Origin of the sequence: Peribacillus psychrosaccharolyticus ATCC 23296 (assembly GCF_000305495.1) — a bacterium.
Classification (GTDB): domain Bacteria; phylum Bacillota; class Bacilli; order Bacillales; family DSM-1321; genus Peribacillus; species Peribacillus psychrosaccharolyticus.
In genome coordinates this window covers 1-14,437 of sequence record NZ_AJTN02000184.1, presented here as the reverse complement: position 1 = coordinate 14,437, position 14,437 = coordinate 1, and the positions used below count along the sequence as shown (strand labels likewise).

At 39.3% G+C, this 14,437-nt stretch carries 18 protein-coding genes and 1 pseudogene; 7 read left to right on the top strand and 12 right to left on the bottom strand.

From position 1 onward, the window contains the following. Positions 1–51: 51 nt before the first annotated feature. Together WYK_RS10030 and WYK_RS10025 are read right to left on the bottom strand one after the other, a co-directional pair. Positions 52–678 carry a hypothetical protein gene (locus tag WYK_RS10030; RefSeq protein ID WP_051387424.1) on the bottom strand — a complete coding sequence of 209 codons (627 nt, stop codon included), beginning with the start codon at positions 676–678 and terminating at the stop codon, positions 52–54. Between the two features lie 570 nt (positions 679–1,248). Beyond that, on the bottom strand, positions 1,249–2,217 hold the full coding sequence (locus WYK_RS10025) for an NAD(P)-dependent alcohol dehydrogenase (RefSeq protein ID WP_040374360.1): 969 nt from the start codon (positions 2,215–2,217) through the stop codon (positions 1,249–1,251). 269 nt (positions 2,218–2,486) lie between these two features. On the opposite strand from WYK_RS10025, the gene WYK_RS10020 reads away from it, so the two are divergent. Next, positions 2,487–3,047, top strand: a complete 561-nt coding sequence (locus WYK_RS10020) for a TetR/AcrR family transcriptional regulator (RefSeq protein ID WP_040374359.1) — start codon at positions 2,487–2,489, stop codon at positions 3,045–3,047. A gap of 158 nt (positions 3,048–3,205) precedes the next feature. Beyond that, on the top strand, positions 3,206–3,724 hold the full coding sequence (locus WYK_RS10015) for a DUF2798 domain-containing protein (protein WP_040374358.1): 519 nt from the start codon (positions 3,206–3,208) through the stop codon (positions 3,722–3,724). 40 nt (positions 3,725–3,764) lie between these two features. On the opposite strand, the gene WYK_RS10010 is transcribed toward WYK_RS10015, so the two are convergent. The 3 genes from WYK_RS10010 to WYK_RS10000 form a co-directional block, all read right to left on the bottom strand. After that, positions 3,765–4,127 (bottom strand): VOC family protein, encoded by a 363-nt coding sequence (locus tag WYK_RS10010; RefSeq protein ID WP_040374392.1) that lies wholly within the window; start codon positions 4,125–4,127, stop codon positions 3,765–3,767. Between the two features lie 330 nt (positions 4,128–4,457). Continuing rightward, on the bottom strand, positions 4,458–5,564 hold the full coding sequence (locus WYK_RS10005) for an MBL fold metallo-hydrolase (RefSeq protein WP_040374391.1): 1,107 nt from the start codon (positions 5,562–5,564) through the stop codon (positions 4,458–4,460). A gap of 13 nt (positions 5,565–5,577) precedes the next feature. Beyond that, a complete protein-coding gene (locus WYK_RS10000) occupies positions 5,578–6,261 on the bottom strand; it encodes an NAD(P)-dependent oxidoreductase (RefSeq protein ID WP_040374357.1) in 684 nt (227 codons plus the stop codon). Positions 6,262–6,550: 289 nt separating this feature from the next. On the opposite strand from WYK_RS10000, the gene WYK_RS09995 reads away from it, so the two are divergent. From WYK_RS09995 to WYK_RS09975, 5 genes are all read left to right on the top strand, one after another. Beyond that, entirely contained in the window at positions 6,551–7,105 is a 555-nt protein-coding gene (locus WYK_RS09995) for a TetR/AcrR family transcriptional regulator (RefSeq protein WP_040374356.1), read from the top strand. Positions 7,106–7,395: 290 nt separating this feature from the next. After that, a complete protein-coding gene (locus WYK_RS09990; protein WP_040374355.1) occupies positions 7,396–7,845 on the top strand; it encodes a YfmQ family protein in 450 nt (149 codons plus the stop codon). A gap of 133 nt (positions 7,846–7,978) precedes the next feature. Continuing rightward, entirely contained in the window at positions 7,979–8,755 is a 777-nt protein-coding gene (locus WYK_RS09985; protein ID WP_235782483.1) for an MBL fold metallo-hydrolase, read from the top strand. Positions 8,756–8,843: 88 nt separating this feature from the next. Beyond that, on the top strand, positions 8,844–9,164 hold the full coding sequence (locus tag WYK_RS09980) for a hypothetical protein (RefSeq protein WP_040374354.1): 321 nt from the start codon (positions 8,844–8,846) through the stop codon (positions 9,162–9,164). Between the two features lie 64 nt (positions 9,165–9,228). Then, positions 9,229–9,756, top strand: a complete 528-nt coding sequence (locus tag WYK_RS09975; protein ID WP_040374353.1) for a P-loop nucleotide/nucleoside kinase family protein — start codon at positions 9,229–9,231, stop codon at positions 9,754–9,756. A gap of 62 nt (positions 9,757–9,818) precedes the next feature. Here WYK_RS09975 and WYK_RS09970 read toward each other — a convergent pair whose 3' ends face one another. The 7 genes and pseudogenes from WYK_RS09970 to WYK_RS09945 all read right to left on the bottom strand — a co-directional run bounded on the left by WYK_RS09970 (position 9,819) and on the right by WYK_RS09945 (position 14,107). Beyond that, positions 9,819–10,676, bottom strand: a complete 858-nt coding sequence (locus tag WYK_RS09970; protein ID WP_040374352.1) for a pentapeptide repeat-containing protein — start codon at positions 10,674–10,676, stop codon at positions 9,819–9,821. A 17-nt stretch (positions 10,677–10,693) separates the two neighbouring features. Then, positions 10,694–11,041 (bottom strand): VOC family protein, encoded by a 348-nt coding sequence (locus tag WYK_RS09965; protein ID WP_040374351.1) that lies wholly within the window; start codon positions 11,039–11,041, stop codon positions 10,694–10,696. 33 nt (positions 11,042–11,074) lie between these two features. Beyond that, positions 11,075–11,665: a hypothetical protein gene (locus WYK_RS09960; protein WP_152526451.1), complete on the bottom strand. Its 591-nt coding sequence runs from the start codon at positions 11,663–11,665 to the stop codon at positions 11,075–11,077. Positions 11,666–12,109: 444 nt separating this feature from the next. Then, positions 12,110–12,349 (bottom strand): hypothetical protein, encoded by a 240-nt coding sequence (locus tag WYK_RS25595; protein WP_235782482.1) that lies wholly within the window; start codon positions 12,347–12,349, stop codon positions 12,110–12,112. A 30-nt stretch (positions 12,350–12,379) separates the two neighbouring features. Then, entirely contained in the window at positions 12,380–12,604 is a 225-nt protein-coding gene (locus WYK_RS25590; protein ID WP_235782481.1) for a hypothetical protein, read from the bottom strand. Positions 12,605–12,651: 47 nt separating this feature from the next. Beyond that, positions 12,652–13,190: pseudogene (locus WYK_RS09950) on the bottom strand (GNAT family N-acetyltransferase). A gap of 95 nt (positions 13,191–13,285) precedes the next feature. Beyond that, positions 13,286–14,107: a DUF2268 domain-containing putative Zn-dependent protease gene (locus WYK_RS09945; protein WP_051387429.1), complete on the bottom strand. Its 822-nt coding sequence runs from the start codon at positions 14,105–14,107 to the stop codon at positions 13,286–13,288. Positions 14,108–14,437 lie beyond the last annotated feature (330 nt).

Sequence of the window (14,437 nt, the reverse complement as noted above, 5' to 3'; positions counted from 1 at the left end):
TAGGTAGATTATAGGAATACGTCCTTCATAAGAGCAATTTCGTTAATGAATTCAATAAGACCACTTCTCATCATCTGTAATCCACTGCTTTTTCTTTAAATCAAAGGATTCATAATCATCGTGAAGAGAAAAGTAGGCGGGTAATGAGAGTGATTGACCATCTGCTTTTTCCCAGCAATCTGTTACCCATTTGGCGATCGCTTGTTTTTCTGCAGTACTTAGTTCTTCTTCATTTTTTTCGTAAAAAGTCCAAAAGTCCTCTGTTTGATTACCCATAAGGTGTGTGTATGCTACGTTTTCAATCATATCCAGACTACCTGCAAAGTTCGTAGAATCCTTATTTTCGTTAAAGACTTCGTTAGCCTGTTTATCCATTGAGAACATAGTAATGGATACGTCAAACATATCTACAAATGCAACAAAATCCAATATTTCTACTTCCGAGTAAATGGTGCGTGTATGTAAATCTTTTATATTACTGATTAAGATTTCCGATTTTGCTTTAAGGTTTTCGTCGACTGTTTTCATATAACTGTCTACGGTATAAAGTGATTTCGCTTCTTTATCTTCTTTGATTATGTGGTCAGAAGTGCTTTTCTGGTTCTCCGAGTTTGTTGCTTCACAACCCAATAAACCCATTAAAAATATAAATACTAAAACAAGCGTTACTTTCTTCAACTATTTTCCTCATTTCAATAACTTTTCCAATAAAGGTCAACCAATTATAACAAATCTTATAGCTAAATAGGGCAAATTTTTAACCATAAGAAAAAGCTGACTTAAAGACAGTCCAGTCTGTAGACAATCAAGTTTTTCTACAGTCTTCTTATTTTAGTTTTTAAAATGGGGCTGTTGATTGCAGTGAAAGGCGCTTCGCTTTCCGCGGGCGGGCGGTGAGCCGCATCAATGCTTACGCTCCTGCGGGGTCTCACCTGTCCCGCTATTCCCGCAGGAGTCTTCACGCCAACACTCCAATCAACCGTCTTTCTAAAGTTAATCTGGATGTAAAACCTAGCGATTGAAAGGAAACACGTACTACCCTAGAACAAATTCAGGAGGACACAAGTGATCTAAAAAGCGGATACTATGTCAATAAAGAAATAATATAACAGTACGCCTATGAAAAGCCATGAGCTGCCTCGATAAGCAGGAAAACATCCATGAACGGAATGAAATCATTCCGTATCAATTTTGTCTACTAACTGAAGCTGTCCTTAAGACAGCTCTGCTTTTAATTAATCAATTTTTTCACATCGTGATCACTACTTTCCCTCTTGCGTGTCCCCCATCAAAATACCTAAATGCTTCGGGTACTTCACTTAGCGTGTAACAACGATCAATCGTCGGTTTTAGCTGGCCGTCTTTAAGAAGGTCGCTTAGATACAGCAGATCTTCTTGGTTTGGCCGTTGTAACATGTTCCCCATTTTCTTACTCCCGAATAGGGATGTCCATGGACCAAAAACCATAGCTTGGGTTAATTGGGCTCCTGAACCGCCAATCATGACGTAAATTCCATTGGGACTCAATGCACGCTTATAAGCTGAAATCGGTTGGTATCCATTCACGCCAAGAATCAAATCATATCTTTGTGGTTTTTGGGTGAAATCTTCCTTGGTATAATCAATAACATGATCGGCTCCGCTTGATCGTAAGATATCTATATTTCGGGTACTACATACCCCTGTAACCTCTGCACCGTATGATTTAGCTATCTGTACAGCCGCTAACCCAACCCCGCCAGAAGCGCCATTTATCAATACTTTTTGACCCGATTGAATCTTTCCTTTATTCCTGAGTCCCTGTATTGCAGTGACACCTGCCATCGGGACTGCTGCAGCTTGCTCAAAGGTACTATTGACTGGTTTTAAGGCTAATACATGTTCAGGAACAGATACATATTCCGCAAAGCCACCCCATCCACAGCCCGATAGATCGCCGAACACCTCATCGCCTGCCTTCATCTTCTTAATATCTCGCCCAACCGCTTCAATCGTGCCTGCTATATCTCCTCCAGGGATAGGATATTTAGGCCGGAGAAGACCAAAAGCAAATCGGGCTAAGAACGGTTTTCCTTTTAAAAGCACCAAGTTCCCATAATTCAACGACGCAGCATGAATTTTCACCAAAACTTGATTGTCCTGAGGGATAGGTTTTTCAACTTCTTTTAATTCCAAATCCTCTGCTGAACCATATTTATTAGAAACAATGGCCTTCAAATAACTCCCCCCTAAATTCCCTTCTAGAATACCTCCTAATAGATATGAAGAAATCAATTAAAAAGACCGAACTATTCCTAGAATTCCTTCACGAGGGGGAAGGGAAGTGAAATCTAAGATTGTCGTTACAGCAAAAGGTAGAGAACAACTTACTCCATATGCAAGCAAAACGACGAACTAATCTGAAATCAAAAAAAGGTTGACTTATAAATCATTATTTTGGTATAGTTGAAAACAGACTGGTTGGTCTAGAGGAGTTGAATGAAGAAATGGATACAAAGGAATTGATCATTAACACTTCACTAACTCTGTTTCATCAAAAAGGATATTTAGGGGTAGGTTTAAACGAAATTTTAAAAGTTTGTTCCATTTCAAAAGGGTCATTGTATCACCATTTCCCAAATGGAAAAGAAGAATTACTCATCGCATGTCTTCATTCTTTAAATGAAACCATTACAACGGATATGGAAGAAATTTTCAGTAATCATCCTTCTACTCAAACAGCAACTCAAGCCATGATTGAGAAATTAGCCATGCAATTTGATCGGGATGGGACGATTACTGGATATACATTTAGCAGTATCGTCAGTGAAATGGGCTCATTAAGTGAACCTGTCCGAAATGCCTGTGCGCTTACCTTCACCAAGATTCAAGGCATTTATGCAAGCAAGTTAGAGTCAGATGGGTTTTCAAAAGAAACAGCTGAGTCAATGGCTCTGATGTTGACCGCATCAATCGAAGGTGGAATCATGCTTTGTTTAACGAAAAAGACAAGTGATCCACTTACTATTATTTCTAAAAGTTTACCGAATTTGTTGAAGGTTTTCTGAAACCTGTAGACAAATTTTTCTTCTTTACTAGCTGGATTTGTTGGACTTTGAGTAAATCCACATTATATAGGGTGAATTTGTAATGTACCTGCTTTTAGAACGCTAGATCAAGTAGCGATAACATTTGAAATATATTTTTGGAAGGAAGAAAACAGAACATGGAACAAGAAGCAAGATTACCAAGAAACGGCAAGGAAGGCGCAATCTACGGGGGAATTATTTGTTTCCTTACCGCAACGTTTATGTCAACATTAAGTATCATCCTAGCAGTAGGAGAATTTAATGGCGAAGCTGCATTAATGATCGTTAAAATACTGCCGATTATGTGGATTATTGCCATGATTATTGAACCACTACTTGTAGGTCGCATTGCAGAAAAAATGGTGGCAAAATTTACTGCACCAACCGATAGTTTTAACGCAAAGATTTTATTCCGTATCATCTTCACTGTATTCGGAATGTCATTTTTCATGACCCTTATTGGCGGGATCATTGGTAACGGTGGGTTTAGCTCACATACAATAAGCGACTGGTTAGCAACTTGGCCGAGAAACTTCTTAATCGTTCTTCTAGCTGAGACATTAATCATTCAGCCAATAGCACGTTTTGTAATGGTCAAAATGCACGCAAGTCAAGCTAAAAAGAATTTGCAAATGCGGCAATTAAATAATAACTGACACAAGAGCTTAGGGAATTCCCTAAGCTCTTAATTATTTTTTATAATTGTTGTATCATCTCTAGTCTATTTCCAAATGGGTCTCTAAATTCAAAGCGTTCAAAACCTGGTATAGGGACTCCCTCAATGATCTGGATGTTATTTTGATTTAACACCCTCCTCCAATACGATAGATCCTCTACTTGATAAGCTAAATGAGCTTTTGTTTGGTATCGGTCAAAGCCCTCTTCTGTTCCGATATGTACTTCTCGATCTCCAACTTTTAACCAAAAACCACCTCGCCCCTTTAATGATTCTGGCTTTTCTTTCTCAGGTAAACCAAGAATGTCGCAATAAAACGTTTTCCCCTCTGCTTCAGCACCTTTTGGAATCGTTACTTGAACATGATGTAAACCTATAATCATCATTTAAACCCACCTCTCTTTATTCATCTTATAACTTCATTTTCAATAAGTAAAACATTGGTTAATTATACTTTTTGATAAGTATTTATTATGACTCTGGAGACCTCTCATCGAAAATTTAGACAAAAAAAGAGATAGCATTCGCAATCTCAATCTTATTATAAACATCACCTTACTCAGGAGTACGGACCACTGCTGAACGGCCTTTCTGAAGCGGCGAGAGATTGTGCTGAAAGAGTAAGGCTGCTAACTTTTTAATTTTAGATACCGCCAGACCCCTCAAAAAGTTTGAGTATGATTGTATTTAGCCTATAAATCTTCATTATTCATTTATGATTCAACTCTCCACCATGGAGTTAGTGGTACATTAGATAAACTTATTTCGACTGTTTCTCCAATACGAGGCGTAGCAATTGATACGTTTCTATCATGCGCGGCTTTGAGAGCACGTTCAATGGGTTCATCCCAGTCATGGATTGCTAGTGTAAAGGCCCCCCAGTGAATAGGAAGTAATAGGTTACCCCCGAGTTCAATATGGGCTTGTATCGTTTCTTCAGGAAACATATGCAATGGCCACCAGCCTTTGTTGTCATATTGTCCTGCTTCGATTAGTGTCAAATCAAATGGACCATATTTTTCACCAATCTCTTTAAAGTGTGGACCATAGCCGCTATCCCCACTGAAAAACACTTTTGTATGTTTTCCCTCTATGATCCACGAACACCACAAGGTTAAATTCATACCAAATATTCCTCTTCCCGAAGAATGCTTTGCAGGTGTGCAGCGGAACTTCAGGTTATAAACCTCCGCTTCTTCCCACCAATCAAATTCAACTATCCGCTCAGAATTAACCCCCCATCTCTCAAGATGGCTGCCTACTCCGAGAGGGACAATGAATTTTCTTACTTTGTTTTTTAATTTCTTGATTGCCCGATAATCTAGATGATCATAGTGATCGTGTGATATAAGTACAACATCAATTTCTGGAAGGTCTGCAATTTCAATTGGCAATTGTTCACTATAGCGTCTACCACCAAATCTAAAAGGAGAGGCATAGGCCGTAAATACCGGGTCTAACAATAATAATTTGCCATCCAGTTGGATTAATGAGGTGGAGTGTCCCAACCATGTAACTGATGCTTTATTCACGCTTTTTAAGAAAAAAGATTTTGTTATCCTTTGAACTTTAAGCGGTTCTTTAGGTCGCGCATTAGGATTTCCTTCCACGTATTCACTAAGTACTGGAAGTAACACCTTTAGTCTATAGTCAAGACGCGATACAATGGGATAGTTAAATTTCCCTTTTATGAAGTTCTCGGATTGCTGGAATTGGCGTTTCTTCTTTTTGGTCGGTCTTGCTCCAAAAACCGGTAAAGGGTTCAAAAAAACAATACTTAGAAATATCATAATTATAATAACGAGAACTAAAGTTCCCATTAAGACACCCCCGTTATCTCCCAACGTTAACGATCTTCCTGACCCAGGTTGGTTCACTCGTCGCCGCCCGTACGAGGCAGTCGGCGCAGTCGACGAAGGAAAGCGGCAGGAGCGGAGCGATGTGGATTGAGGGGCCTGCCGTATATTTCGAAGTGGCGGATACATCGCTAAGTGCGGCCGGTCGTACAATGATCCAATCTAGGTCGCTCCGTTGCACTGCACGCTCGCCAATGGCCTTGTCCTCTACTGCCTTCGAGAAGATGCAGCCCGAAATGTGTATGGCCCAGCGATTGAATGCGGAAAGTTCTTTTCCGTCGCTCAGACCGATGCCGCTCTGCATGACGAAATGCTTGACTCCGGCACTCTGACAGGCTGCCAGGATGTTCGAGATGCCCTCCGACATGATGGTGCCCGGCGAAAAGTTTTTGAGGATGTTCGAGATACCCTCCGACATGACGGTGCCTGGCGAAAAGTTTCTGGTCGGACCTATGCAACTAATTACCGCATCGGTATCGTCCAAGGCTTTGGCAATGCTCGGCATATCGAGCACGTCTCCTTGCCGGACGCTGAGGCGTGATTTAGGGGAGATGACCTCCGGCCGGCGAGCCACGGCTACAACCTCGTGCCCCAATTCAAGTGCTCGCTCTATCACTTTCCTGCCCGTCGCACCCGTCGCTCCAATTACCGTGATTTTCATTGAGTAGTTCCCCCTTAGAATGTGATGATTAGTATCCCTACCTGTATCTGCTCTGCTAGACAGAGTGGATTCCCAATATTTGAAGCAGCTTGCTAACCGCGAAGAGGATCGACTCCTACTGGTTGATATCCGCAGAAAAATGCACACTGGTATATTAGGTAACAACTGTGTATAATTGTAAACAAAAAAGAATGTGTCAGCAATTACCAAATAATCGTAATTCGTGTATTTATTCACAAATCATTTAAAATTGTGTAAATCTTTTTCAGAAAGCTAGGTGACTCTCACCGTGTCTAAGGTGGATAGAAGAATAATCAAATCTCAAGAAGCGATAAAAAAAGCTTTTATTGAACTGATGACTGAAAAAAATATTGATCAGATTACGATACAAGAAATTTCCGACAGGGCAAATGTTAGCCGAAGAACCATCTATCTTCACTACATGGATAAATTTGATCTCCTAGATAAGCTAATCGAAGAACATATTTACAAACTGCGGGAACTCTGCGAAGTAGCAGCTAATAATACTGATTATATTGATGCGGTATTGTTATGGTTCGAGTACTTTGAGAGTCATTATTTATTCTTCTCAACGATGTTAACGAGTAAAGGAGGCCCTATTTTTCGCAGTCGGTTCCTTGAATTTGTTCTCCAAGAGTTAAAGAATGAAGAAAACATAACCGAAGGAAGTTCTCAAGGATTAAGTGACGGTGAAGAGGTGCGTATTCAATTTTTAGGAGCTGCTATCGTGGGAGTAGTGGAATGGTGGTTCAATCAAGAAAAGCCCTGCCCCCCTCACTACATGGCACAACGAGTGGGGGCATTATTAGAAAAGAATTTATAATTGGTCTGGGACATCATCTAAAAGTAATTGTCGTTTTTTTCATTTTCGACATTTCACACTTATTAAACTATTCATATACTTACATAAGGATTTCAACAGAATAGGGAATTTAGAACCATCGCTTTTTTCCGCAATAAATTTATATGTCAGATTATTGTCACGTCTCCTTTTCTGTGTTCATTTAGTGAAAAGTGAGAAAAATGGTGAAAGATGTTGCACTTTTAATTGCTTTCACGTACTATTATTACGTTATAACAATATAATTTTACGCATTATGGAGATGATAATAGATGTCAACAACAGCTATCGTGTTAACCATTATAGCTAGTATTATTAAACTACTAGTTTCCTGCCTCCCGACTGACGCAGTGAATTGGATTTTGAGGAAATTTGATCTTCATTTTGAAATTAGTCATGCGGATACCAGCTTAACAATGGATGGGATACCCTTGGAAGGTGAAGAAAAACTTCAAGTGATCAATCATTTTAACGAAGCGAAATTTCTAAAGAAAAAACATATATTCCCTGGAAATGAGCAATTATTTTTGCATCCAGAAGGTAGTGAAACTTCATTCGTCTTTGACACAAAACAAGGAAAAAGAGAGATTCGGTTACATGTCTTCATATATAATGACCGCATCGATGTTGTCAAACAATACAAAAAGAAATTAGCTGCATATAGCTTATTTTCCGATAGTCTCCAAAAACGTTCCAGTACCGATTTAGAAACGATTATATAAGGTTACCACTCCCGCTCCTCCTCATGTGAAGAGCGGGAGTTTTTCTTTTATCAGCCATTCACGTTAACTTATATGCGGAGCTGACTTGATATGTTAAAATATTCCTAAAAGGGAGGTGCGCTGAGGACGTTCTTTGCGTCGGCTCGGCAATGATATGCGCATTAGTGATGGATTAGAAATGCTAGAATTAGAAATGAAGCTCGGTGGACGCTCAATGATGATCCACCCAGTAATTATCAATGATAAAGACGATTGGACCTTAATTGATACAGGCATGCCTGGCTTAGCAATAGACATTCTTTCCTATGTTGAGAAAGCAGGATTCTCTAAGAAACCGCTTCGAGCGGTCATACTGACACATCAGGATATTGATCATATTGGCGGATTCCCAGGATTCTTAGATGACTCAGGAGAAGCCCCATTCGATGTCTATGCTCACGCGGACGATCGGAATACGATTGATGGAAAAGCCGGACTTTTAAAATTTCCATCTGAGAATTTAGCTGCCGAATTAGCATCAGTACCGGATGACGTACGCAAGCAATACGAAAATACTTTTATACGACCGTCCAAGCCAACCGTCACCCAGCTAATGACGGATGGAATGACCCTTCCAATGGGAGGCGGACTGACGGTTATTCATACACCAGGTCATACACCAGGTCATGTGAGTCTGTATCATCACGCTAGCAAGACACTAATTGCGAGTGATGCGTTAGTCATCCATAATGGTGAACTGCAGCCCTCTTCACCATACTCTACGGTAAACATGGATCAGGCTCTTCAATCACTTGAGAAGTTTACACCGTTTGATATCGAGACGGTTGTCTGCTATCACGGCGGGCTGATGCGTGGTAATATTAATGAAAAAATTGCAGCATTAATCGCTAGTCAGTCACCCATTTCTTAACAATATGTCCAAGCAGGGATAGGAATGAAGCCCCCTCCCTGCCTTTTTTATTATAAGGGTGTAACTAATATAGACAGGAGGTTCAAATATGCGGAAACGGACTAGTTTTTTCATTGTTTGTATGCTCTTATTAATCTTTATTATTTCTGCTCCACTCTTAGCCCCTATCGTACATGACGATCATTCTCCAAAAAGTGCTGTTAGAAACTATATTCAACAAGATGGCCATCCTTATCAAAGCTTTTTCGCAATAATAAGAAACACAAATACTATAGATCCCCAGTTTGGTGAGCTATACAATGTTTTATGGAATGATTGGGATAATGAAACAGGCAGCACTGGACAATTATGCTATGCAAAAGAGAGCGGAAAAGACATATTTACGATATCTTGCGGTACTGGTCCTTAATTGGGAACGGCTGCGCCAATAGATCATGTTCAACAATCTCAAAAAATCGGGGGGGAGTATCCAGATGTTTGAAACGTTTGACTTTGACTTCCTTTATCGTGAACGAAATGACCTAACCTCTCTAGTGATCATGATGTGTGGTGTTGCTGGTTCTGGGAAGACTACTTTCGCCAAAGAATTAGAAAAAAGAGGATTTGTACGTCTTTCTATTGATGAAGAAATCTGGACTACTAACGGTCAATATGGCATTGACTTTCCAATTGAAAAAATTGAAGAATACAAGAAAGATGCAGAAAGAAAGTTGCTCAATTATTTAATACAGTTCATTCACAATAAACAACACGTGGTGATTGATTACAGTTTTTGGGACCGTGAAAAAAGGAACGACTACAAACAACTCATTGAAGAGTCAGGAGGTAACTGGAAACTAATTTATTTAGACGTGCATCCTAATGATTTGCGTGAACGGCTTAAGATACGAAACAAACGGAATGATGCCAATGCTTTCCCTATTACAGAAGAAATCTTAACTTCCTACCTTGCTGGTTTCCAAAGACCAATAGGTGAGGGAGAAATTGTGATTAAAAATTAGATCACTAAAGGCTTAGCATGTGAAAAAAGGCTGGACCTATTTCACTAGAACCAGCCCTGTAGTTACCAATCATTCTTCTTATTCTTCGACCAGTGACTTGGGTGAGAAACCAAGTTTGGTAGTTTCGTAGCGGCGTCTCCCTTTGCTGCATTCACCTGTACTTGAGTAAGAAAGATGCTTCCAGTAAGATCGGCTCCTCTGATATCAGCGTCACGGAAATCTGCTCCAATAAAATCTGCCTTTCTCAAGTCTGTGTCCCGAAGGTCAGCAGCAATTAAGTAAGCACCCCTGAAATCGGCCGTTCTAAGGTCAGCTCCCCTTAGATTGACACCCATTAAATCTGCACCTCGATGATTCAGCAGCTTTTTTCTTTTTTTCGAAACTTGCGCAGGTTGTGCGGTTCGCACAAATTCACTTGTCTGTAATAGCAGCGGGTTCACCCTTGCCCGGTGTGCTGGTATGTTTAATGCTAAAAGAAAATCAGCACTTTGGTTAGTCAGTTGTTCCGTCTCAATAAACAATTTGTGAAGATCACTGTGAATCAGGCGTGACTCACTAAATGTCAGCGCTTCCTTTAGATACCAAAGCATTTCGTGAAGCTGATGCATAATGGGTAATACGTCAAACATCTTCTTTGCAGTATCTGTTCCTTCGTTCCAGTGAACACCTCCAAATGTGCCTTGGGAAACCTTTTGTCCTGCACCAAAACATTCGAAGACTGTACAGCCTTTGAAGCCGCGCTGCCGAAGGCTTTTATGAATACCGCAGCGAAAATCAGATTGCAGATTGGGACACGGCCTCCCCTTTTCTTTATCGACAGGGAAATCTGCCGAGGCACCAAAGGGCAGTGCCACACAACATAATCCAAAACAGTTCTCACAGTCGGGACGCAGTTCGTTTATGCTGCTATTAGAGATCAACCCGCTTCACCTCCATATTACTCCCAGAAACATACTTGCAATTTATTATTATCTATATCGTAGACATCAAAAAAAGTATTTCGACCTTCTTTTTTTAGTTGACTAACCTTAATGGATTGTTCCATTAATTTTGTACGTGTTTGTTCAATGTCTTTCGTAAAAAAGATCGGATACGCATGATTTCCAGGCAACGTTCCTTCATCTCCCTCTTCAATTGTTAAAGCTGTCCCACTGTCACCAATGCTTAACACGCGATAGCCATCACCTTTATCAGACTCTTTAAAACCGAGGATTTCTTGGTACCAAAGACTTGAAGCTGCGACATCATGCACTTTTAAACAAACCGTATCCATTCTTTCTATCATAATCAAACACTCCCATTTCAGTTATGTATTTCTTTATTGAGTAAACTTACTCTTAAACAAATAAACCGTATCATAATTTTGTAACTCGTCTATGTTTATTTCTGAATTACGGTAAAAATCAGTAGATAGTGAACGTAATTCACTTCCATCTATTCCATAGCTTAAACTGGCTAAAATCAACTCCCCATTACTTGGATGAAGAGGTTCTGGATTGCTTCCGAGTATACTTGCAGAACGTTCTAAGCGATGCTCGACAACGGAACTCGCACTACTATTTCCATCTATCCCTGTGATAAAGGCAGTGTCCTGATCCTCAGTCGTTTTAGAAGTCGCATAGGTAAGCGTACCAGACTCTTTAACCTCAGCTGTCATATGGGCAAGCTTTTCACCAACCTTTTTACCAGACTGATATTTTTCCACCCAGACAGTTACCGTCTTATAGCTAGGATCCACTTTGTAATCGCATACAAAATACTGATCAGTTACAGTCCTTAGTAATTCTTTTTCTCTTTCCGACAACTTCGCTTCAGCTATCGCAGAATCTGATTTCTGTGTTTTCTCATCACACCCGCTAAATAAAACGGATAAGCACAGTAACATGGCTATGTACATGAGCCTTTTCAATTCCCTTTTCACCCACTTATACCTTGCCATCGAATTTATTTGGCAGATACTTCTCCTGACGGATCAACTGCTCTTTTTTCTATGCTCGATAACGAGTACATCCTTTCTTGTGCAAAACGGATCAAGCTTGCCATACCTATAATTATCAAGAAAGGAAGCAAAAACATGAATAAAAGAAAAAAGAAGGTTCCGCCCATCTAAACAATCACCTCTTTTTAGGGTATTATAACATTTTTATACATATTTCTCATAGTAACTTTTGAACCAAGCCTAGCTCCATTGGTATGGATTGATTCACGAAAGCAATCTGCAGGGTGAATACAGCTGTTCAAAGCGCTAAGCTGCTTGTAATGATTCAGGGATGGCGCCTTACAGAAGAGAATCGATTTTCACCAATATATCCAAGGAACAAGGTCCCCTCACCTGACCCCGCCGCCTAACTTATCACGTATTCAGTTTGATTGTTTCATCTACATAGTTTAATAATGTAGGATAGGTCGAGTTCCCTTCTAGGAATAACTCTGCATCTGCAATAGGAAATAATACGATGTCCCTTTTTTTCGAATAGAGTACCGTGTCTGTTTCAGGACGTCGGTCATTTTCACTCAGTTTAGAAGAATACGAGTTTACAGAATTAAATTCATACCATTGAAAATCGTTGTCGTACATACTATATCTAATCACTTCACCCAGATAAGCCCCTATCCGTACCACTTAATTGTCAAAATACTGATTCATCAGTTTTAACCCATCTTCAGTCGTCATTAACCGTTGGGAATAAAGATCGATCGTTCGCACACTCTCAACCGTGAAATCTAATTTCCTTTTTGTTAGATTTTCTTGATCCCAAGGATTGCTTGAAACATCTTCATACATTAATGTAGCAATTCCTCTTAAATCATCTTTAACTAATTTATTTTTGGTGAAAAAACCAAACATGTTTAATCTCCCTCACTTATGTTAATCTATGATGCTTTCATCATTGTCTATTCTTTCCATCTTCCCATCATCAATGTGTTATAGTAATGCCCGTCAGAGAGGAGTTTATCTTTCTTTAATACACCTTCTATTTCAAAACCATGCTTTTTATAAAGGATAATCGCCTTTTCGTTCGTTTCTAACACATTCAAGGTTATTTTTTTATACCGTTGGTGTCTGCCCATAATATTGATTCAGTTAACAGCGTTTTTCCAATGCCATAACCCCAATATTCTTTTGCTACACAAACGCCAAATTCTATTTTATGTGAGAATCTTTTCAAAACACTTCCTTCGCATCTAGAAAACCCGACAATCTGATTATGTATGACCGCAACTAAAAATAGGTTTCTATGACTCTCACTGTCGAACTTTATGATTTCTTTAAATCCCGGTATATCAATAAATGCTTTGCCTTTTTCTCTATCCATATTTTCAGTTTCCCCATCAATTTTTACTCGTAACTCGGACAAGCTCTCCGCATCTGATTCATGGGCAGATCTAATGGTATACTTGCCATGACATACACTATTTTGAAGGATCACGATATACTCCTTTATTGATAAAATTTCTCAACATACTTTCCTTTTTCAAAAATCGTCGTCGCACCTAATTTCGTCCATTCCTCAATGCTCGTATCCGGCTATTCTTCTAAATAAGACTTAACTATTTTGTACCCCTCGCTGTAGCCGTATAGATAAGGAATTTCATCCGTTCCGCTAATTATATCAAGTGTTCGCTCAATATCTTCTTTAAATAAATCTCCTTCAATAGTCTCCCAAACCGTTCTGTTATACGAGTTATCTACAGAGACTGGGCCAATCACCTTATCTTCAAACATTTTAGCCTTCCCCTCGAAGACGAGGTTATCTAATACAGTATCGCTAGGTGAAGATTCGAGATATTTCTTGGTCCATACACTATGGTGATATTCATGCGCGATAGTAGATTGTATGGAAGTATCTGAGTCAAACAGATGTGTAAACATTAAGATTTTTCCTGTACCAACGGTCAATCCTAATAAATCATTGTTATTAATACTATCTTTAGAAGGGATTACACAAATGGTTGTTTTCTTTTTACCCTGTAAGTGCCGAGCCGATTCAGTTAAGGATTTCTTGATATTTTTTATCATTGTATCCGAATCATAGTTGTTCACATTCGTTCTAAGTAATGATAAATCAGTGGGAGGATTAGTTAGAAAACCTTCAGCCATATGTATGTATTCACCTTCTTTAAAGCAAGAATCATAGATTGGCTGGATGATTTCTTTATCATATAACTCTTTTGCATCTTCCGTCGTATCAACCTTTTCTAGGTAATGGACAAAAAGAACATTGGTTTCCAAAATCTCGAACTCCAGACCGTTAGCTTTAAATTCAATTCCTTTTAGCTTACTTTCTTCTTTATTCGTACATGATCCTGTTAACAACACTACTAATAATCCAAAACTGCACCAAAACATCCGCTTCAACAACTGCCCACTCCTCGATAATATCTGAATATTATATTTTACCATTATATAGGATATTATTAAATAAGTAGAGAGCCTTTCAATAAAAAGAAGGACTTTTACACAAAAAGGCTAATTACTTAGTCTGAGAGGTGTGAGAAGAATGAAACTGATTTCTGTAAAAGAAAATCCTGAATATAAGGATCAAGCCATTACCTTTTTTCAAAGTAAATGGGCCAGCGAGCAAAGTATGATGGTCTATGAAGACTGTATAACCCATTGTATCTCCAGCCCTTATCCCTTGCCGCAGTGGTATTTATTAATGGACGAAGATAACATCAT